Raw genomic sequence first — 19,786 nt, forward strand, 5'->3', positions numbered from 1 at the left:
AGGGTGGCGAACGGAGAGAGCCGGGAGAGGGGCAGCGCGACGCCGATCTAGCGGGCGCCCTTCATCGAGGTCGCGACTTCTCCGGAAGCGGCGTCCCCTCTCCCGCCCCACTCCGTGGGGCACCCTCCCCCGCAGAGGGGGGAGGGTTCCGGTGGAGCCTTGTCGACGAGCGGGGACGTAAGGAGAGGCCACGGTGAAGGTCTACGGCGACATGATGTCGGGCAACTGCCTGAAGGTGCGGTACGTCGCCGATCACCTTAAGCTCCCCTATGCCTGGGTCCCGGTCGACATCATGAAGGGCGAGAGCCGCACGCCCGAGTACCTCGCCCGCTTCCCCGCCGGCCAGGTGCCGGGGGTCGAGTTCCCGGACGGGCGCTGCCTCGCCCAGTCGAACGCCATCATCCGGTATCTCGCCCGCGGCTCCGCCCTGCTGCCGGAGGATCCGTGGACACAGGCCAAGATCGACGAGTGGCTGTTCTGGGAGCAGTACAGCCACGAGCCGACGATCGCGGTCTGCCGCTTCCACATGCGCTACCGCGGCGAACCCGCCGAGACCCGCGACCCGAAGCGGGTCGCCGGGGGCGAGGCCGCCCTCGACCGGATGGAGCGACACTTGACCGCCGCCGACTGGTTCGTGGGCGGGGCCGTCACCATCGCGGACGTCGCGCTCTTCGCCTATACGCAATTCGCCGACGAGGGCGGATTCGATCTCTCGGGCCGGCCCGCCATCCGGGCCTGGCTCACCCGTTGCGGGGACGCGCTCCCCACTTCCGCCACCGTCGCCGGGGTCGCCTAAGACCCGCCGCCGGCCCGACCACTTCACGAACTGAGCACTCTCCCGATGGGCAAGGTCACAGGCTTCCTCGAGTTCGACCGGCAGGAGCAGAAGTATCAGCTCGCGGCCGACCGCGTGCGCCACTTCCTCGAATTCACCCTGCCGCTCGACGAGCACGACCTGAAGAAGCAGGCGGCGCGCTGCATGGATTGCGGCATCCCGTTCTGCCACGGCCCGACCGGCTGCCCGGTCCACAACCAGATCCCGGACTGGAACGACCTCGTCTACAACGCCGACTGGGAGGAGGCGGCGCGCAACCTCCACTCCACGAACAACTTCCCGGAATTTACCGGCCGCATCTGCCCGGCCCCGTGCGAGGAGGCCTGCACCCTCAACCTCGAGAACCAGCCGGTGGCGATCAAGACCATCGAGCAGGCGATCGCCGACAAGGCCTGGAGCATGGGCTGGGTCGTGCCGGAGCCGGCCGAGGTGAAGACCGGCAAGAAGGTGGCGGTGATCGGCTCGGGGCCCGCCGGCCTCGCGGCGGCCCAGCAGCTCGCCCGCGTCGGCCACGACGTCCACGTCTTCGAGCGCGAGCCGAAGGCCGGCGGCCTGCTCCGCTACGGCATCCCCGACTTCAAGATGGAGAAGCGCCACATCGACCGCCGGGTGCGGCAGATGGAGGCCGAGGGCGTGCAGTTCCATTACGGCGTCAACGTGGGCGTCACCCGCTCCTTCGCCAGCCTGCACAACGAGTTCGACGCCGTGCTGTTCGCCGGCGGCGCCGAGGCGCCGCGCGATCCCGGCCTGCCGGGCCAGGAGCTCGACGGCGTGCACTTCGCCATGCCCTACCTCGTCCAGTCGAACCGCCGCGTTGGTCAGGAGCCCGAGACCGCCGAGACCCCGATCCTCGCCGCCGGCAAGAACGTCGTGGTGATCGGCGGTGGCGACACGGCCTCGGACTGCGTCGGCACCGCCTTCCGCCAGGGCGCCCTCTCGGTCACCCAGCTCGACATCCGCCCGCGCCCGCCGGAGCGCGAGGACAAGCTGACCGTGTGGCCCTACTGGGCGACCAAGATGCGCACCTCGTCGAGCCAGGCGGAGGGCGCCGAGCGCGAGTTCCAGGCCGCGACCCTGCGGATCGAGGGCAACAAGAAGGGCAAGGTGAAGGGCGTCGTCTGCGCCCGGGTCGACGAGGCGAGGAAGCCCATCGCCGGCTCCGAGTTCCTGCTGCCGGCCGATCTCGTCTTCATGGCGATCGGCTTCGCGGGCCCGGTGGCCAAGGGCCTGCTGGAAGAGTCCGGCGTTGCCCGCGACAAGCGCGGCAACGTGCTGGCCGACGACACGCAGTACCGCACGTCGAACGACAAGGTCTGGGTGGCCGGCGACATGCGCCGCGGCCAGTCCCTGGTGGTCTGGGCGATCCGCGAGGGCCGGCAGGCGGCCCGCGCCATCGACGAGGCCCTGATGGGGGCGACGACCCTGCCGGTGTGAGGAGCGGCGCGGCGGCAGGAATGCGTTTCCGGCCGCCAGGAGCCTTGAGGCCGAGCAGCGGGACCCGCCCCGTCCGGAGCGGGTCCCGTTCTCGTCTCGGAGGAGGATGCCGGGCAGCAATCCCATGCGCGGCGCCGGGATGACGTCGAGAAATCCCGGGCCCCCGACACGGATGCCCGTCGAAATCGACGATCTCCTTGGATCTATTCCAATTCGCAGGACGCGAAGCGAGTTATCCACGGCCCTGACGCAGCATCGAATGCTGAGGAAGATGCATTGACGCAACACCAAGGGTGATTGCGACCGGGCCTGGAACGGTTCCAAATCTTGCCCCGGCGCAGCGATTGATCGCCGAACGTTGCGCGATTACGCCGCGGGTAGGCCGCTTCTTCTGCCCGAGGTTTCCGTGCGCTCACGTCCCTGCTCCGCCAGCCGGCGTCGCACGCCGCTGCTCCTCTGGCTGCTCGCGGGCGTCGGTTCCGGTCTCGTGGCCGGCGGCGCGGGGGCGCAGGAATCCGGCGAGACCATCGCCCTCGACACGATCACGGTCGCGGGCGCGCCGCAGCCGGCTGCCGAGACCGCCTATGGCCCGGTCCAGGGCTACCGCGCGACCCGGACCGCCACCGCGACCAAGACCGATACGCCGCTGCGCGACGTGCCCCAGACCGTCAACGTCGTGCCGCGCGAGGTGCTGGTCGACCGCCAGGAGACGCGGCTCACCGACGCGCTGTTCAACGTCAGCAACGTGCAGCCGGGCGGCACCATCCAGGGCCGCAGCGACACCTTCATCATCCGCGGATTCCGGACCCAGACCTACGCCGTCGACGGCGTGTTCATGAACCAGGCCAACAACTTCTCCCCCGTCCAGCGCGACCTCGCCGATGTCGAGCGGATCGAGGTGCTGAAGGGGCCCGCCTCGGTGCTCTACGGCCGCGGCGATCCGGGCGGCGTCATCAACATCGTGACCCGCCAGCCGACGCTGGTGCCGACGGCGGACGCCAGCATCCAGGGCGGCAGCTTCGGCTTCCGGCGGGTGCAAGGCTCGGTGTCGGGCGCGGTGCCGGGCACCGACGGCCTGGCGGCGCGCCTCAGCTTCGGCACGCAGGTCGATCCGACCTTCCGCAACCTCGCCGGCCGCGACAATTCCCGCAATTTCGTCGCCCCCGCCTTCACCTGGAACCCGAGCCCCGACACCCGGGTCTCGTTCATCGGCGAGTTCACCCGGCAGGACAGCGTCTACGACGAGGGCCTGATCGCCCGGAACGGGCGGGTGCCGCTCGACAACGTCGCGCGCTACTACGGCGAGCCGTTCTCGCGCTACAATGCCAACGCGAATTTCGGCACGCTGAAGATCGAGCATGATGTCAACGAGCAGCTGATGCTGCGCCAGGTGATCAACGCCCAGGGTGGCCGCTTCGACGTCTTCACCGCCCGGGCGACCGGGCTCTCGGCCAACGGCACCCAGGTCACCCGGCGCTTCAGCGGCGTCGCCTCGACCTATGCCGCCGTCGACAGCCAGACCGAGCTGGTGGCCAAGTTCGACTGGCTCGGCCTGCGGCACACGGCGCTCCTGGGCGTCGAGTACGTCAACGGCTACCGGCGCGCCTTCTCCACTCAGGGCTCCCTCGCCTCGGTGAGCTTCCTCGACCCGATCGTCGGCTCGGCGCTCCCGAGCGCCCTTACGTTCCAGAGCGACCTGAAGCAGAAGAACGCGCTGACCGGGCTCTACGCCCAGGACCAGATCGACCTCGGCTACGGCCTGCAACTCCTGCTCGGCGTGCGCTACGACACCGGCACGCAGTATTATCTCAGCCGGACGTCGACCACCCGGTCCATCCCGCCGGAGCAGGAATTGTCCGGCGTCTCGCCGCGGGTCGGCCTGATCTACCGCGTCGCCGAGCCGCTGGCGCTCTACGCGAGCTACACGACCTCGTTCAAGCCGCAGACCGCCAACGTCCTCGGCGTGACCAACCCGCCGCCGGAGACCGGCGAGCAGATCGAGGTCGGCACCCGCTTCGATGTCTCCCCGGACCTGAGCCTGACCGCCTCGGTGTTCGACATCACCCGCAACAACGTCGCGGCCAACGATCCGATCAACACCAACTTCTCGGTGATCACCGGCCAGCAGCGTTCGAAGGGCGTCGAGGCCGACCTCGCCGGGACGATCCTGCCGGGCTGGAAGGTCATCGGCGGCGTCGGCTACACCGATGCCCGGGTGACGCGGGACACCACCTACGCGGTCGGCAACCGGCTGGAGGCGGCGCCGCTGTTCAGCGGCAGCGTCTGGACCACCTACCAGGTCCAGGAAGGCGCCTGGCGCGGCCTGGGTCTCGGCCTCGGCGTGACCCATGTCGGCTCGCGCTTCGGCGACATCGGCAATACCTACAAGGTCGGCGCCTATACCCGCGTCGACGCGGCCGTGTTCTACGACCTCGACGAGCACGCCCGGTTCTCGCTGAACCTGAGGAACCTGACCGACGCGCGCTACATCGAGCAGCCGTTCAACCAGTTCAACAACCTGCCGGGGGCGCCGTTCTCGGTCCTGGCGACGATCACGGCGCGGATGTAGGTCCGATGTCCCGCCGCTTCCGACTGGCGGTCGCGCTCCTCGCGGCACTCCCTTCCGCCGCCGTCGCGCAGGAGCGCGCGCCCGCCGTGCTGATCGTCGTCAAGCCGGACAACCCGCGCGTGCAGGCTGACCGTGCCGTCAAGGTGCATCTCGAAGGCCGCGGCTATCGGGTGACGTTGGGCAGCCAATATGATCCGCCGGCGCAGGCGGCCTCTTACGACCTCGTGCTCTTGTCCTCGAACATCCGCAGCCGCGATCTGCTCGGTGCCTATCGCCACCTGCCGGTGCCGGTCCTGACCTGGGAGAGCGATCTCCTCGACGACATGGGCATGACCGGAAAGAAGGCCGGCCGGGATTTCGGCAAGGCGCCGGCGGAACACTTCGTCTGGCTCGTCAACGCCCCGCACGCCCTCGCTGGCGGCCTGCCCGCCGGCATCAACACCGTCTACGTCAGGGACGCGCCGATGAACTGGGGCAAGCCCGGACTCGGAGCATCGATCATCGCCACGGTGCCGGGCGAGCCGGATCAGGCGGTCGTCTTCGGCTACGAGAAGGGTGCGACCATGGATTACGAGTCGATCGCGCCGGCCCGCCGCACCATGTTCCTCCTCGACAACGAGACCTTCGCGAACCTGACGCCGGCGGGCCTCGCATTGTTCGACGCTGCTGTCGACTGGACGGCCGGCCGGGCGCGATAGTCCCTCACCCCCGCGGCCAGCGGAAGTCGTCCGCCCGGCCGGGCTGGGGCGGGGGGGCGGCGCCGCGGGTCAGGCTGCGCTCCAGGGTGTAGCCGGCATCGCCGTCGACCCGGGGCCGGCCGGTCACGAGCTGGCCGCCGGGGGCGACCTCGTTGCGGGTCAACGGCAGGACCGGGCCGGCGGCGGGCTTGACCGGCAGGGCCGGGATGCCCGGCGGCTCCGGCAGGCTCGGCACCATCGCGGTGATGAGCCGGTCGATCGCCGCGTCGTCGTCGAGCTTCGCGGTGCCGGGTGCCGGCGGCGGCGCCTCCGGGGTGAGGGACGAGACCGCGTCCGGCAGCGCCGGGGTGCCGGTCGTCGCCTCGATCAGCCGCTTGATCTCGACATCGGCGAAGTGGGCGGCCTTGCGGGCCCCGGCCTGGGTGAAGTGCACGCCGTCCGAGGTGCGCAGGCGCGCCTGCTGCCCCTCGAGGTCCGGCCCGGTCGCGGCGTAGCGGTTGTTCTCGTCGACGAAGGCCGGCCAGATGTCGACATAGACGCCGCCGGCCCGCTGCACGCGGTCGCGGACGATCTCGTTGAGCGAGGTGATGTCGGCCGACAGGGTCTCGCTCTTCATCGGCGGCTCGCCGACCCAGATCACCGGCACCTTGCGGTCGGTGAAGACCTTCAGGAGCGCGTCGACCCGATCACGGTAGACCGCACGCCAGCGCTCGCTCAGGGCGTCGAGGGTCTGGTCGCCGTCGCGCAGGGGCTGGCGGTCGTTGGCCCCGACCATCACGACGGCGTAGGACACCTTCGGGTTCGACTTGAGGTAGTCCTCCGCCGCCTTGGGCCAGTCGACCACGTCCCGGCGCACGAGGCCGCTGTCGCCCCTGGCGCGGCGGATCACCACGACGTCCGGGTTCGCCTCGTAGACGGTGTCGAGGCCCTGGCCCAGGAGCTCGGCGAGGGAATCGCCGAAGACGGCGATCTGCGTGCGCGGATCGGTCTTGGGCTTCGGGGCCGCCGGCCGCGCCGCGACCGGGGCCGGGTGGGGCTTCGGCCGCTGTACCGAGCGGCCCTCGCGGCTGCGCACCACCTCGCGCTCGCGCACCACGTCGCGCTCGCGCACCACGTCGCGCTCCCGGCGGGGGCGGGGCGTGCGGTAGGCGCCGCGAGAGGCGGGGGTTCCCTGATCCTGCTGCACCTGCGGCGGCCCGGAGGGCCGGTCCTCCCAGGGCCAGTAGAATTGGCGCTGCGGCTCGGGAGCAGGCCGGTAGCCCGGATCGCGCCGGCGATAGCCGTACCCGTAAGGACCGTCGGCGCGGCGCGGGGCGTAGCCGTCGTCGTAGTACTGCGCCCGGGCCGGCTCCGGGAGGAGGAGGATCGCGACCAGGCCGCACAGGACGAGGTGCGACAGCTTCCGGCCCGCCGGCTCCCCCATCCGCATCACCACACGCTCCGCGCTCTTCGTCATCGGCGAAAGTATAGCGCGGGAGCCGGCCTCGGCCCACCCCAGCCGCCGGGCGATCCTGCACCTTCGCCGGCTATCAAGGTTACGCACTGATGAAGGGTAGTGTAAGCCCTCCGTTCAGCATCGCAGAAAGTCGCATGCTGTCGGGCATCCCACGCGAACCCGTGACGACCGGTCGTTAAGCGGCGGCGCTCGATGATGATGTCCACGCGAGCGATGGACGAAACACGTCGCCGCAGGACAGGCGAGTGCACAGATGACACGGACAATACGGCGGCTGGGCATCCAGGCCGCGCTCATCGTCGCGATCTGCTCGGGCGTGCTGGTGAGCCAGGGCGGCCGGCAGGCCGTGGCGCTCACCCTGCGGCCGGCGCTCGACCCGGTCCCGGTCACCGCGCCCCTGGCGCGGCCCGTGGCGCCCATGCCGGCGGCCGGCGTGCGGGTGGTCCTGCCGCTGCCCTGGACCAATGGCAGCGCCGCCCTGGCGAGCGAGGCCCTGGCCGCCCGGTTCGGCGCCGGCCTCAGCGATTCGCGGTGACGACCGGCGAGACCGCCCGGCCGAGGGAAACCCAGCGGGTGCCGGCCTCGGCCTCGCGCTTGATGTAGGTGTAGCCGGTCTTGTGCCAGGGCAGCACGGCACTGGTCTTGTTGTCGAGGACGAGGTCGCCGCGATCGGTGCGGATCATCAGGACGGCGTGGCCCTCGCCCTTCTCGTCGATCACCACGGTCATCCGCATGGCGCGGCGCGGCAGGCCGGCCTCGGCCAGGAGCTTGCGCTTGAGGAGCTGGAAGTCCTCGCAATCGCCCGATCCGTCCTCGGCGAGGTCCCAGCGGTCCGGCACGCCCCAGTGCTCCTGGTCGGTCACGGCCCGCAGGGAGGTGTTGACCTGGCGGTTGACGGTCGTGATCGCGTGCCACAGCCGCGGCGTCAGGGTGATCTGGGCCGACTCGCTCGGATCCACCGCGCATTCCTGGGCGTAGCGGGCGCAGAACTCGGTCCAGGCCGGGACCGGCCGGGCCTCGCCGGCCGCGACCGCCGGCACCGTGACAGGCGGCAGCCCGGCCAGGGTCTGGCTGCCGGCGCCGCTCCCCGTCGCCAGCAGCCCGGCGATCACCGCCACGGCCCGCGCGGCCCCGATTCCATTCCGGCGACCCGTGCTACGCATCCGACCCGCACCCGTTAAGCTTTCGTTAACGAGTTGGTCGCACGGCGCGGCCGCCGGGGCAATCGCCGAGTTAAGGAAGGGTTAACGTCCGTTCACAGGGTGCGGGTCGGCGTCAGACCCTGCTCAGGGACAGGGCGGCGATGCCGGAGGCGGCGAGCAGGGTGGCGGCCACCGGCGTCGCCGAACCGTCGTGCCAGGCGGCGACCGCGAGGGTGAACAGGGCGCCGAGCCCCATCTGCAGGAAGCCGTAGAGGCTGGAGGCCGAGCCGGCGGCGTGGGGATCGACGTTCATCAATCCCGCCACCGCGTTCGGGCCGAGAAGCCCGATGCCGGCCGCGTAGAGCACGAGGGGCGCGAGCAGCGTCACGACGGTGAGCTGTCCCGTGCGGTCGACCGCGAGCAGCGTCAGGGCGGCGGCGAGGCAGAGGCCGTTGCCGACCTTGGCGGCGCGCCGGATCGGCACCCGCCCGGCGATCCGCCCGGCGACCGCGGAGCCCAAAACCATCCCGGCCACCACGATCAGGCAGTCGAGCCCGACCTCCTGCGACGAGCGGCCGAGCCGGTCGACGAGGAGGAACGGCGCCACCGCCAGGAACGCGTAGAGGCTGGTGCCGGCGCAGGCCCCGGCGATCACGTAGGCCCGGTAGGCCGGGCTGCGCAGCAGCCGCAGGTAGGCGCCCGCCACGGCGCCGATCCCCGGCAGGGCGATCGGGCGCCGGTTCGTCTCCGGCAGGGTCAGCACCACCAGCGCCCCGAGGCCCGCCACCACGGCGGCCAGGACCACGAACACCGCCCGCCAGCCGAAGGCGCCGGCGACGAGGCCGCCGATCGCCGGGGCCAGCGCCGGCGTCAGCGTCATCGCCATGGTGAGGATCGCGATCTTGCGCGCCGCGTCGGTCGGGGTCGAGACGTCCCGGACCATCGCCCGGCCGAGGACCAGCGACCCGCAGGCCCCGAGCGACTGCATCACCCGGGCGACGACCAGCACCTCGATCGAGGTGGCGGGGATCGCGAGGAGCAGCCCCGCGAGGTAGAGCGACAGGCCGGCGATCAGGACCGGGCGGCGGCCGAACCGGTCCGAGAGCGGCCCGTAGACCAGCTGCCCGCAGGCGAGGCCGACGAGGTAGAGGGTGATCGTCAGCTGCGCGGCGACCGGCGTGGTGCCGAGATCCGCCGCCGCCGCGGCGAGCGCCGGCACGAAGATGTGGAGGGCCACCGTCCCGGTCATGGTCACCGCGACGAGGAGCGGCAGCGACGCCTGGCCGGAACGCCTCAGTGACATCGTCATCGGTCGGTCTGCTCGCGATCCTCGGGGGCTGGCCTTCTCTGTAAGGCGATGACGGCCGGGGGAGGCATGCCGGTCGGGAATGGGTGATGGCTATCGGCGGCGGCGCTTGCGCCACCAGCCGGACCATGGCGCCGCAATCGCCGTCACGGACATCACATCGTGGTGAACTCTCGCATGTTGTTTGTCTACGAACGTCCGGGACAATAATCTGCCGTTCGTGATGAAGGACGGTCCGAGGATTGTGCCGGTTCGAGGACGGTGCATGGGTCCGTGCCCGCGTGGCGCGGCCCGGCGCGCGTGATGCAGGGCGCACTGCGATCCAGACGGGAGTTGCCGATGTCCGATGGCGTGTTCGATCCCTGCCGGCGCCCCATCCTGGCGCGCCGGGACGCCGCCGGGGGAGGGAGCCTGTCGGTGCGCCGGCTGCGCGAGATCGAGACGCTGCTCGGCGTCCCGATCAATCCGGCCGCCGATCAGGCGGACGACGTCACGCCGACCGACGCCCCGATCGGGTACGGGCTTGAGGACGGCTTGCTGGTGGAGCGGCAGGCCCTTGCGCTGCTGCGTGCCTTCAACCGGATCTCGGACCCCGACGCGCGCCGCGACGTGCTGCGCCTGGTCAGGGCGGCCGCACGGACAGGCCGGGCCTGACGCGACCGGCCCCGCGCCATGCGCCAGGTCGGGCGTTGGCCAGGTCAGGTTTTGGCCAAGTCGGGTTTGGGCCGGGTCGTGTTTCGGAGAGATGCGCACCGCGTTCGGGACGAGGGCCCTGTCGTGGCGGCCCTGTCGAGGGAGCCTGGTGGCGCGTCAGGCTGGCGGCGGGCCGCCGAGCTTGATGCCGGCACGGCGAAACAGCGTCAGCCAGACCGCGTTCAGCTCGCTGCGGGTGGCGTCGCCGGCCGCCAGATCGATGAGGAAGCAGCGCACCTCGTATTCGAGGCCGTGCTCGCCGATGCGCATCAGGAGGGCGGTCGGCGCCGGACTCTGCGCCACGTTGGGGTGGCGCTCCGCGACCTTGAGCAGGATCTCGTGCAGCACCTCGATGTCGGTCTCCTTGTCGAGGATCAGCGGCACGCGCAGGCGCAGGCTGTCGTCCGTCAGGGTCTTGTTGCGGACGATCGAGGTGATGAGGTCGGTGTTCGGCACCACGAGGTCGGTGCGGTCGCTGGTGGCGATCAGGGTCGAGCGCACGCTGATCTTCTTCACCCGGCCCTCCTCGCCCTTCACGGTGACGAGGTCGCCGACCCGGACCGGCCGCTCGGCGAGGACGATCAGGCCCGAGACGAAGTTCGACACGATGCTCTGCAGGCCGAAGCCGATGCCGACCGAGAGGGCGCCGGCGATCACCGTGAGGCTCTGCGGGTTCACCCCGAGCTGGCCCAGGCTCGTCACGAGGGTGAGCGCCAGGCCGCCATAGCCCACCACCGTGATGACGGAATAGCGCGCGCCGGCATCCAGCCGGGTGTGGGGCAGGAAGCGCCGGTCGAGCCAGCCGGTGGCGAGCCGGGTCGCCAGCACCCCCGCCCCGAAGGTGAGGAGCGCGAGCCCGGCCGCGCCGAGCCAGCCGCGCAGGTCCGCGACGGTGGTGCCCAGGAACGCGTCCTGGAACGGGTTCAGCTCGCCATAGGCGAGGTTCCACGGGCCGATGACCACGAACGCCATCGCGCCGACGACCAGCGCGTGCAGCAGGCCTGAGACCACGATCGAGGCGAGCGCCAGGGTGCCCGGGCGGATCGTGAAGGTCCGGCACAGCTTGGCGAGCCGGGGTGAGCGGACGACGTCGTCGGCGCCGACCGGGAGCGTGTCGACGCAGATCAGCACGATCCACCCGAGGGCCACCAGCACCCCGGTGACGATGAAGCGCCCGATGAGGAAGCCGCCCAGCGCCGTGAAGCCGAGAAGCACGCAGGCGGCGGCGCTCACCGTCACCGCCCAGGCCAAAGGCGCGAGGGCGCCGAGCATGCCGGCCGGCGCCGCCGCCGGCATGTCCGGCGTCTCGTCCGGCGGCTCGGCATGGGCGAGGCGCACCAGGGCGCCGGCGAGGAGGCCGCAGCAGGCGAGCACGGCGAGGATCGTCGCGGCCTCGCTGATCACCACCGCGAAATGGGCCGTGACGGTGAACTCGGCGAAGACGAGGTTGGCGGCGTAGACCAGCAGCATCGCGGTGCCGGTGCGGTGGACGATCCGGGCCGCCCCGTCGTCGACCGCGAGGAGGCGTACCGCGGGATCGCGCGGGGCGACCATCGCCCGCAGGATGCCGTTGCCGAGCAGCACGCCGGCCGCCGACCCCACCACCCGCACCGCCAGCGAATCGGGGCTTCCGGGGGAGAAGTCCAGGCTGTCGTCGAGCAGGATCAGGAGGGCGATCGCCGCCGGCACCGGCGCCACCGCGATGCCGAGGTCGATGAGCGCGTGGACCGCCGCCGCCCGCCGCGGACCGATCCCGGCGCGGGCGGTGAAACGCCGCCAGCGCCGCGCCAGGCGCCGCCCCACCGCACGGCTTATGCCGTAGAGGATGAGGGCGAGGAGCAGCAGCACGACGACGCCGAGGATGTCCTCGTCCAGGGCGTTCTCGTCCACCCGCTTGCCGAGTTCCGCCAGCCGGTCGCCGACCTGCGGCACGGCGCGATCGAGGAGCTCGCCCCAGAAGCCGGGGGAGAGCGGGCTCGGGCTGACCGCGAGCAGGCGGCGGGCGAACAGCGACCGGCGCATCTCGGTCACGGCGTTCAGCAGGTCCTCGGCCGCGCGCAAGGCTTGGCCGTCCTGCCGCAGCCGCGCCTCGGCCTGCGCCAGCTCGGTCTCGGCCTGCCGCTTCTCGGCGCCGACGGCGTCCGGGACCGCGGCGCGGCCGATCTCGGCGAGCTGGCCCTGGAGCCGGGTCCGGTCCGCCTCCGCCTCCTGGCGCAACGCCTTGGCCTCGGCGATCAGGCCCTCGGCCCGGTCGCGCACGCCGAGCAGCCCCTTGAACTCGCCCTGCAGCCGCGTCGCCTCGGCCCGGGCCGACGCGATGCCGGCCCGCAGCTCGGCCCGGCGCGGGTCGTCGGTCTGGGCCGCGGCCGGCAGCGCCAGCGCGAGCACGAGGAGGATGAGACCGCGGAGGAGGGCGGTTCCGAGAAGACGCATGGCAGGAGGCAGCCCGGGACGGCGCGCTGTGCGAAGCTTGGCCGTATGGTGCCTATCACGGCCGGGCGGATCGGCAAGTGTTTCCCCGCGCGTCGCCGTGGACGGCGACAGATGAGCGGCGACGGCGAACGAACGCCGCAAGTCTTTTCAGGACGACGGATCTTTCAGGACGATGGACCCCGGCCGATCTCAGGCGTCCCCGGCCGGGCGCGTCGCGATCCAGACCACGTGCGGGGCGCGTCCGGGACGCTCGGCGCGGATGCGGTGCTCCGTGACCGCGAAGCCGGTGCGCTGCAGGCGCGCCTTGAACTTTCGGTCCGGGCAGCCGGACCAGACGCCGAGAAGGCCGCCCGGCCGCAGCGCCCAGCGCGCCCGCTTCAACCCCCAGATGTCGTAGAGCCGGTCGTTCGCCCGGCTGACGAGGCCGCGCGGGCCGTTGTCGACGTCGAGCAGGATGGCGTCGAAGGCCTCGGGTCCGGACTGGATCACCCGGGTGACGTCGGCCTCGCGGATCTCGACCCGGGGATCGTCGAGGCAGCCGCCGAAGATGGGCGCCAGGGGACCGCGAGCCCAGGCCACCACCGCCGGCACCAGCTCGGCCACCACGATCCGCGCCTGCGGCCCGAGGGCGGCCAGGGCCGCCCGCAGGGTGAAGCCCATGCCGAGCCCGCCGATCAGCACCCGGGGCGCCGGATGGTCGCGCAAGCCCGCGCAGGCGAGGGTCGCGAGCGCCTGCTCGGAGCCGCTGCGATGGCTGCCCATCAGCTCCATGCCCGCGACCACGATCAGGAACTCGTCCTCGCGCCGCATCAGGCGCAGGGCACCGCTCCGGCCGGGGATCGGGCCGGCGTCGAGTTCGGTCCAGGACGCCAGGGCGGCGCCGGGCGCGGGGGAACGGCGAATCGCTCTCATCTCATGCCGTGGGCGAGGGGCGAACGCCGCAGCGCCCGCGCGTCACGCGGCGACCTGTCCGTCCGGCTGTCCGAGGAGGCAATGGTGCCGCAAGAGGGATTCGAACCCCCGACCCCCTCATTACGAATTCTCGAAGCATAGGGTTCAGGAGGTGTCAGTAAGCATCAGGGGCGCCGCAAGACCTCGAAATTCCAAGGGCTTGTGGCGTGGACCCGATAACTTTAGAATCGGGGCAGGTCAGGAGGATACGGCCTCCTGCTTACCAGATGCTTACCAGGATCACGCCTGTGAGGTTCACCAGCCAGTCGGTCGCGGCCCTCAAGGCGCCGACCGGGAAGCGCTATGTCCTGGTCTTCGACGAAGCGACGCCCGGCTTTGGCGTGAAGGTCAGCGAAGGCGGTTCGCGCCAATGGGTCGTGCAGTACCGCGACGGCGCAGGCAAAAGCCGGCGAACCACCTTGGGGCGTGTCGAGGTGATGCCGTTGCCGAAGGCGCGCGATGCCGCTCGCGACCTACTCGCGCGGGTCCGGCTCGGCGACGATCCGCGGGCCGAGAAGACCAAGGCCAAGACGAAGCCCGTGGAGACTTTCGGCGAGCTGGTGCCACGGTACATCGCGCACGCCGAAGGCCGCCTCCGTCCCCGGAGCATCGAAGCGGCCCGGCAGCACCTCAATGGCCACTTCAAGGGACTGCACAACAAGCCCGTGACTGAAGTGAAGCGGGCCGACGTGGCTTCTCAGCTTGCCGCGATCACCAAAGGGTCGGGGCCGCAGGCCGCCAACCGGGCTCGCGCCGTGCTGTCCGCGTTCTTCGCCTGGACAGTGGGGGAGGGGATCGCGGAAGCCAATCCGGTGTCGGGCTCGAACCGACCGGCACCGGCCAAGGCCCGCGAGCGGGTGCTGAGCGCACCCGAGCTGGTGGCTGTGTGGAAGGCCTGCGAGGACGACGATTTCGGCCGCATCGTCCGGCTGCTGATTCTGACGGGCGCGCGGCGGGAGGAGGTGGCTGCCATCGCCTGGAGCGAGCTGGACCTGCCGGCCGCGCTGTGGGCGCTGCCGGGTGCGCGGTCCAAGAACCACCGGGCGCATGATGTGCCGCTGTCCCAGACGGCGCTCGACATCCTGGCCAATGTCCCCCACCGCGCGGGGCGGGACCTGCTGTTCGGCTTGAGAGCGAACGGCTTCTCGGGCTTCTCCCGGTGCAAGGCCCGGCTGGACACCCGCTCGAGCGTCACCGGCTGGACCCTCCACGACCTGCGCCGGACCGCTGCCACCGGCATGGCGGAGTTGGGCGTTCTCCCCCACGTGGTCGAGGCGGTGTTGAACCACGTCTCAGGCCATAAGGCGGGCGTGGCGGGCATCTACAACCGCGCGAGTTACGCGAGGGAGAAGCGGGAGGCGCTGGACCTGTGGGCGGCGCACGTCATGGCGCTAATCGACGCCCCATGATCGCTTCTCCTCTTGCCTAGCGCCAGAGAGCGCCTATATCAAATGAAGTTTCCAAATTTCCTAGTTACCAAATCTCCAGTTACCTAGTTATCTAGTTACCAAATATCATCGAAAATCAGTAATCCTGGCTTGCGCGCTGGATGTGGGTTGCGGTGAGGCTTGTCCTGCGAGGCTCATAACCCAGCGCGACGTTGAATTGGAGATTGTCATGCGCGGCATGACGACGGGCGATACGTCCGTCATCCCTTCTGAACGAGCTGTCATTCGCTTCCAAGCTGCTTGCCAAGAGGCTGGAGTGTCGGTCTCCACGATGCGCCGCCTACTCAAGGCGGGCCGCGGGCCGCGCGTGATCCGGCTCAGCGAGCGGTGCCTCGGTGTTCGCCGTGCGGACCTCGACGCTTGGCTCATCGCGCGAGAAGCCAACTTCTCCTGAAGCGCCGTCGCCGGCCTCCCGCTCTACGCGGCCTCAATATGGAAACGACATAGTTTCAAGATTGAAACCATGTCGTTCTCCAATGGATTGCCGTGGAGATGCCATGGAATTTCCGGGGCATATCGCGGATACGCCCGAGCCGGTGGAAAGCAAGAACGTCGAAGTCGATCGCGGTTGAAGTTGACGGTGAGCTGCTAGCACTTCCTGTCAACTTCTGTCCCTTGCAGGCCAGTATTACCATCCCCATTTCATAGATGCGCTGGCCTCTTATAGCCAGATCGACCAGCTTCGTTGGGGGAGTTCTTCATGAACAACGTCAAAGTGTTCGGTGATGAACAGCTTCTCATGAGCCTGCCCAAGGCTGCGAAGGTTTTGAACATCAGCGTCCGCTCTGTTCGACGCCACTTCGAGCTTGTTCGGATTGGCGGAGCAGTTCGAGTGCGCATCACCGATGTGCAGAAGAAGATAGCAAATTAAGGGAGCACTCGACCATGAAATTCGGCCGGTACTACATCGGAGAGATCGTCTGCGACACCCCGGATGGGGAGGTAGTCCACCTCATGGCGATGGTGCTCCAGCGCCGCGAGACCAAGGACATGCACGGGAACAGGATCATCAGCCAGATCGTCGGGTGCCCCTACTGCAGTGGGCACCACGAGCACAGCGACGGGCCGGGCTTCAACGGCCCGAACTGCGGCGGCCCCAGTGACCCGCCCCGGACCGATTACCTGGTCATGCCCTCGCCGCTGCGTCCGGTCCCGCAGGGCACAGCATATCCCAAGCAGGCGAAGCGCCGCTGAGCTACGTGACCAGACAAAACGAAGGGGCCAGGTGCTACTAACACCTGGCCCCCAAACGATTTTTTGAAGGACTGCTAACAATGATCAATATGGATCAGGAAACCGCGGAGCGCAACTACCTGACTGCGCTGGACTACCTCAACCAGCTCTTTGACCAGAGCGTAACGGGCAACTTAGTCGTCGTCGAGAAGCTGGCTGCTGACCGCTGGCGGCACAAGCACTTCGACGCTATTTCGCAGCGAGACGAGGCCGCTGCATACGCCTTCGCGCAGTCGCTCTCTCACAGCACGTACATCGCTTGGGCGACCCACGACCCCGAGAAGGCCAAGAACGACAAGGGCCATCTCACGCGGTCGATTAAGAGCGCCGCAGTGGTGCCGGGTTTCGCTCTCGATATCGACTTCGCCGGGGGTGAGCACGCCGCCAAGAACCTGCCACGAACGCCCGAAGCTGCCGCGAAGCTGCTGGATGAAGCGGGCGCCCCGATGCCGAGCATGATCCTCGCTTCAGGGGGTGGTCTGTACGCTATGTGGCTGTTCCGTAAGCCCTTCGTCATCCGTACCGAAGCTGATCGCGCGCGCGTTGGCGCTGCCATGAAGGCGTTCGAGAGCGCCGCGCGTGTCCCTTTTCTGAAAGCAGGTTTGAAGCTGGACGCTATCGGTGAATTGTCACGCATCCTGCGCGTGCCCGGCCTAGTCAACGCGAAGTACGGTGTCACAGTCAGCTACTTGCTGCGACGGGAGGAGCGGTACAGCTTGGAGGAGTTGGAGGCATTTGCTCTCCCGCAGGCTGGCAAGAGCTTGACGTCAGCGCCGGCCTGCGCGGACAGCGTAAGCGCCGAGGACGGCGACATCATCCAAACCCTGCGAGCGCAGAACATCGATGGGATGCAAGAAGTCATCAACGTCCTGACCGCCTGCGGCTTCGCCGCCAAGTGTGTCGCTCTTGCGGAGCGCGGTGAGAAGAAGATGATCCCCGAGCCGATGTGGAAGGACCTCGTTGACCTACTGGCGCACCTCGGGCAGGCGGGTGAACTGGCCTTCCACATCATCTCGAAGCAAGATGCCCGGTACGTTGAGGGCCAGTCTGATGACAAGTTGGAGCGGGCCCGAGAATTTGGTCCGAAGAAGTGTGAGACGATCGCGTTGAACGGCTGTTACGAGTGCAGCCGTTGCCACTTCGCAGGCAATCCTCACGTCGGTTCGCCGAACACCCTCGCCAGCCTGGAGGCAGGCTTGCTTTCGCTACAGAGCAAATGGGTGCTCGACACCAAGACTGGGCTGTTCTTCAACCATGTGGACGGCATGGACAAGACCAGCAAGGATTTCAACCGGTCGTTCGCGCACCTCATCCCCGATCCTATTGACGTTAACACCGTGTTCGAGCGGTCGAAATTCTCCCGCCGGGTGGATGAGCATGATTACCGCGCCGGTGTGACGGAACGCTTCATCCAGGAGGGCAAGAAGTCAATTCTCAACGTGTGGAACCCCGGCGGAGTTTCGGCCTCAACCGAAGCTATGGATCTCGACACTCTCCACAAGCGTATCAAGATCATCCTCGACCACTTCGAACTGGTAGTACCGATCCAGGCTGAGCGTGCGCACGTCCTGGCCTACATCGCTCACCTGGTTCGGCACCCGATCGTCAAGATCGCGCACGCCCTCGTCTTCCAGACACGTCAAGGGCTCGGTAAGAAGGCGATCGAAGAACTGATCGGCATGCTGGTTGGCGTCCACAACGTGAAGGTTGTCTTTGGCGGCGTCGTCGATGGGCGTTTCGTTGCGCAGCTGGCTAACCGTCAAGCTTTGATCCTGGACGAGTTGGATATCTCCGACAAGGTCGGAGGGTATAACAAGCTCAAACGGTGGATCGATGCTGAAGAGCAAGATGTAGAGCGCAAAGGCATCGATGCTTACAGCGCCCGGACCGCGCGCGCCACGCTGATCTTCACCAACCAGTTGTTGCCGCTGAAGCTGGAAAAAGGGGACCGGCGCCTCTTCGTCGTTCGTAATGAGGCACAACCGCGCGAACCGGCCTACTATGATCGGCTCTTCGCCGCGGTGAAGGATCCGACTATCGTTTCGGCTTTCCGAGCCTACCTCGACACGATCGATTTGGAGGGCTGGAACCCGAAGGCTTTCCCCCCTGAAACAGAAGGTAAGCGGCGGCTGGAGCGGCTGTCCGCTACCGGTCTTGAGCAGGAGCTTCGCGCCATGCGCGACGATGAGGACGGGCCATTCGCTGCGCCGGTCTTTACAGCTCAGGATGTTGTCGATGAGCTGCGCAAGCGGCTCAAGACGATTGTAAACCGGCAGCAGGTCGAGGAGCTGTTCACGGCCCTGGGTGATCGCCCTCTGGACAAGCGTCCAATGCTTCGCGGCAAGCGGCTCCGCTTGTGGGTATGGCGCGACCACGAGCGCATCGAAGCGATGACGGCTAAGCAGCTGGTTGGGCTCTACAGCCCGGTTGCTGCCATCGTGGAGGCGCAGGCTGAGGGACGTCGAGATGTGGCCTGAAGCTGACCAACGACCAATGACCGACGAAAAATCGCATCGGTTCCGCCAGGAAGGGGGGCGCGGCGCGCCGCTCAACGGCACTTTCAGCTTCTGAGTCGATGTAAAAATTCGTTGGTCATTGGTCATTGGTCACTTTTTGAGAGGCGAACATGTTGGCTCCCTCGATGCCCTCCAGTGCTACTATCATCAAACCCCTCGCCACTCTGGCGTCTCTCCCGCCAGCTAACGAGGTGGTATTCCCGGGCCTGTTCGGGTGGTCACCCGTCTCCACCGGCTCCCTCACCGCGACCCTCCGCCTAGATCGCGGCTTGTTCGCGACGTGGCGGTGCCGCGGGATCGGCCCGACCGAGTTGCCCTCCACCTGGTTCCGGCCCGCACCGGGTCGGCCGCACTACTACATGGTCAGCGACGTGCAAGCCTGGCTCGCGGCCCGGCGCGGGGACCAGCTCGACACCGCCACCACCTGGAGGCTCAGCCTCGCGCGCGACCTCGGGCAGGAGGTGACGGACCCGACCGAGGTGCGGAAGCTCGCCGCGCTCTATGCCCGCGCCGCCGGCCCCCGCCTCCCTGGTAGCGTGACCTTCACCCCTGCTGGGTTTCGGGGTTACCTCGCTTCCCTATTATCATCCAGGTAAAACCAAAAATTTCTGGAAGTATAAATGGCGGATAGTGTTCATTGGGGTGCGTGAATTCTCTAGAAAAACACCCCCTCCTTCTTGCGGCGAGAAGGAAGCGGGTGAGGCAAGAGGCTGTTGCCTACCTGCGTACCAGCTCGGCGGCCAACGTTGGGACCGACAAGGACAGCGAGACCCGGCAGCGCGCCGCCATTCAGGCCTTCGCTAAGCGGGAGGGCTTCGAGGTTGTCGCCGAGTTCTACGACGCCGCAGTGTCCGGCGCCGACCCCATCGAGGCCCGGCCGGGCTTCTCGGCGCTGCTGGACCGCATCGAGGGCAACGGCGTGCGCGTGGTCTTGGTCGAGAAGGCATCCCGTGCTTCGCCCGGCAGCTGGTGGTCCAGGAAGCCGGCGTCCTCGCCCTGGCTCAAGGTGGCCCGGGAATAGAAGAGCGCCATCGGCCCCAAGGTGGAGGGGCGGAAACCCCACCAGGAGCTA

The 19,786-nt window shown here is 68.7% G+C and carries 17 protein-coding genes; 12 read left to right on the plus strand and 5 right to left on the minus strand.

What is annotated here, in order from left to right:
• Positions 1-193: 193 nt before the first annotated feature.
• The 4 genes from EU555_RS01070 (at position 194) to EU555_RS01085 (ending at position 5,536) form a co-directional block, all read left to right on the plus strand.
• Positions 194-796: a glutathione S-transferase family protein gene (locus tag EU555_RS01070; RefSeq protein WP_135412597.1), complete on the plus strand. Its 603-nt coding sequence runs from the start codon at positions 194-196 to the stop codon at positions 794-796.
• 45 nt (positions 797-841) lie between these two features.
• Positions 842-2,269, plus strand: coding sequence for a glutamate synthase subunit beta (locus EU555_RS01075; protein WP_135412598.1), 1,428 nt, complete (start codon positions 842-844; stop codon positions 2,267-2,269).
• Between the two features lie 541 nt (positions 2,270-2,810).
• A complete protein-coding gene (locus EU555_RS01080; protein WP_245524104.1) occupies positions 2,811-4,838 on the plus strand; it encodes a TonB-dependent receptor in 2,028 nt (675 codons plus the stop codon).
• A gap of 5 nt (positions 4,839-4,843) precedes the next feature.
• A complete protein-coding gene (locus EU555_RS01085; protein ID WP_135412600.1) occupies positions 4,844-5,536 on the plus strand; it encodes a response regulator in 693 nt (230 codons plus the stop codon).
• Positions 5,537-5,540: 4 nt separating this feature from the next.
• Here the strand turns inward: EU555_RS01085 and EU555_RS01090 are convergent, their stop codons facing one another.
• Positions 5,541-6,965 carry an SGNH/GDSL hydrolase family protein gene (locus tag EU555_RS01090; RefSeq protein WP_135412601.1) on the minus strand — a complete coding sequence of 475 codons (1,425 nt, stop codon included), beginning with the start codon at positions 6,963-6,965 and terminating at the stop codon, positions 5,541-5,543.
• 280 nt (positions 6,966-7,245) lie between these two features.
• Between EU555_RS01090 and EU555_RS01095 the strand changes: the two genes are divergently transcribed.
• Positions 7,246-7,527, plus strand: coding sequence for a hypothetical protein (locus tag EU555_RS01095; RefSeq protein ID WP_135412602.1), 282 nt, complete (start codon positions 7,246-7,248; stop codon positions 7,525-7,527).
• On the opposite strand, the gene EU555_RS01100 is transcribed toward EU555_RS01095, so the two are convergent.
• The gene (locus EU555_RS01100) at positions 7,511-8,155 is read right to left on the minus strand and encodes a transglutaminase-like cysteine peptidase (protein WP_135412603.1); all 645 of its coding nucleotides are present in this window, start codon (positions 8,153-8,155) and stop codon (positions 7,511-7,513) included. The two genes, EU555_RS01095 and EU555_RS01100, sit on opposite strands and share 17 nt — an antisense overlap.
• 112 nt (positions 8,156-8,267) lie before the next feature.
• Complete coding sequence (locus EU555_RS01105) at positions 8,268-9,443, minus strand: multidrug effflux MFS transporter (RefSeq protein WP_425375066.1); 1,176 nt, start codon at positions 9,441-9,443, stop codon at positions 8,268-8,270.
• Positions 9,444-9,713: 270 nt separating this feature from the next.
• Here EU555_RS01105 and EU555_RS01110 point away from each other — a divergent pair, with 270 nt between their 5' ends.
• Entirely contained in the window at positions 9,714-10,094 is a 381-nt protein-coding gene (locus tag EU555_RS01110; protein WP_135412604.1) for a hypothetical protein, read from the plus strand.
• Positions 10,095-10,250: 156 nt separating this feature from the next.
• On the opposite strand, the gene EU555_RS01115 is transcribed toward EU555_RS01110, so the two are convergent.
• Positions 10,251-12,566, minus strand: a complete 2,316-nt coding sequence (locus EU555_RS01115; RefSeq protein WP_135412605.1) for a DUF3772 domain-containing protein — start codon at positions 12,564-12,566, stop codon at positions 10,251-10,253.
• 189 nt (positions 12,567-12,755) lie between these two features.
• Positions 12,756-13,478: a spermidine synthase gene (locus tag EU555_RS01120; protein ID WP_425375067.1), complete on the minus strand. Its 723-nt coding sequence runs from the start codon at positions 13,476-13,478 to the stop codon at positions 12,756-12,758.
• Positions 13,479-13,765: 287 nt separating this feature from the next.
• Between EU555_RS01120 and EU555_RS01125 the strand changes: the two genes are divergently transcribed.
• The 6 genes from EU555_RS01125 to EU555_RS36790 all read left to right on the plus strand — a co-directional run bounded on the left by EU555_RS01125 (position 13,766) and on the right by EU555_RS36790 (position 19,735).
• The gene (locus EU555_RS01125; protein WP_135412606.1) at positions 13,766-14,926 is read left to right on the plus strand and encodes a tyrosine-type recombinase/integrase; all 1,161 of its coding nucleotides are present in this window, start codon (positions 13,766-13,768) and stop codon (positions 14,924-14,926) included.
• A gap of 739 nt (positions 14,927-15,665) precedes the next feature.
• Positions 15,666-15,836, plus strand: coding sequence for a helix-turn-helix domain-containing protein (locus EU555_RS35980; protein ID WP_167858404.1), 171 nt, complete (start codon positions 15,666-15,668; stop codon positions 15,834-15,836).
• A gap of 14 nt (positions 15,837-15,850) precedes the next feature.
• Positions 15,851-16,159 carry a hypothetical protein gene (locus tag EU555_RS01135; RefSeq protein ID WP_135412607.1) on the plus strand — a complete coding sequence of 103 codons (309 nt, stop codon included), beginning with the start codon at positions 15,851-15,853 and terminating at the stop codon, positions 16,157-16,159.
• Positions 16,160-16,239: 80 nt separating this feature from the next.
• Positions 16,240-18,675 (plus strand): primase-helicase family protein, encoded by a 2,436-nt coding sequence (locus EU555_RS01140; RefSeq protein WP_135412608.1) that lies wholly within the window; start codon positions 16,240-16,242, stop codon positions 18,673-18,675.
• 350 nt (positions 18,676-19,025) lie between these two features.
• Entirely contained in the window at positions 19,026-19,310 is a 285-nt protein-coding gene (locus EU555_RS01145) for a hypothetical protein (RefSeq protein ID WP_135412609.1), read from the plus strand.
• Positions 19,311-19,411: 101 nt separating this feature from the next.
• Complete coding sequence (locus EU555_RS36790) at positions 19,412-19,735, plus strand: recombinase family protein (protein WP_245524078.1); 324 nt, start codon at positions 19,412-19,414, stop codon at positions 19,733-19,735.
• The last annotated feature ends 51 nt before the right edge of the window (positions 19,736-19,786 follow it).

Source organism: Methylobacterium nonmethylotrophicum, assembly GCF_004745635.1.
Lineage (GTDB): Bacteria > Pseudomonadota > Alphaproteobacteria > Rhizobiales > Beijerinckiaceae > Methylobacterium > Methylobacterium nonmethylotrophicum.

What these genes read in the sequence shown, in the direction of transcription:
- EU555_RS01115 (WP_135412605.1), bottom strand. Translation starts at nt 12,566, where the DNA reads ATGCGTCTTCTCGGAACCGCCCTCCTCCGCGGTCTCATCCTCCTCGTG.
- EU555_RS01140 (WP_135412608.1), top strand. Translation starts at nt 16,240, where the DNA reads ATGATCAATATGGATCAGGAAACCGCGGAGCGCAACTACCTGACTGCG.
- EU555_RS01075 (WP_135412598.1), top strand. Translation starts at nt 842, where the DNA reads ATGGGCAAGGTCACAGGCTTCCTCGAGTTCGACCGGCAGGAGCAGAAG.
- EU555_RS01090 (WP_135412601.1), bottom strand. Translation starts at nt 6,965, where the DNA reads ATGCGGATGGGGGAGCCGGCGGGCCGGAAGCTGTCGCACCTCGTCCTG.
- EU555_RS01120 (WP_425375067.1), bottom strand. Translation starts at nt 13,478, where the DNA reads ATGAGAGCGATTCGCCGTTCCCCCGCGCCCGGCGCCGCCCTGGCGTCC.
- EU555_RS01085 (WP_135412600.1), top strand. Translation starts at nt 4,844, where the DNA reads ATGTCCCGCCGCTTCCGACTGGCGGTCGCGCTCCTCGCGGCACTCCCT.
- EU555_RS01100 (WP_135412603.1), bottom strand. Translation starts at nt 8,155, where the DNA reads ATGCGTAGCACGGGTCGCCGGAATGGAATCGGGGCCGCGCGGGCCGTG.
- EU555_RS01135 (WP_135412607.1), top strand. Translation starts at nt 15,851, where the DNA reads ATGAAATTCGGCCGGTACTACATCGGAGAGATCGTCTGCGACACCCCG.
- EU555_RS01095 (WP_135412602.1), top strand. Translation starts at nt 7,246, where the DNA reads ATGACACGGACAATACGGCGGCTGGGCATCCAGGCCGCGCTCATCGTC.
- EU555_RS01105 (WP_425375066.1), bottom strand. Translation starts at nt 9,443, where the DNA reads ATGACGATGTCACTGAGGCGTTCCGGCCAGGCGTCGCTGCCGCTCCTC.
- EU555_RS35980 (WP_167858404.1), top strand. Translation starts at nt 15,666, where the DNA reads ATGAACAACGTCAAAGTGTTCGGTGATGAACAGCTTCTCATGAGCCTG.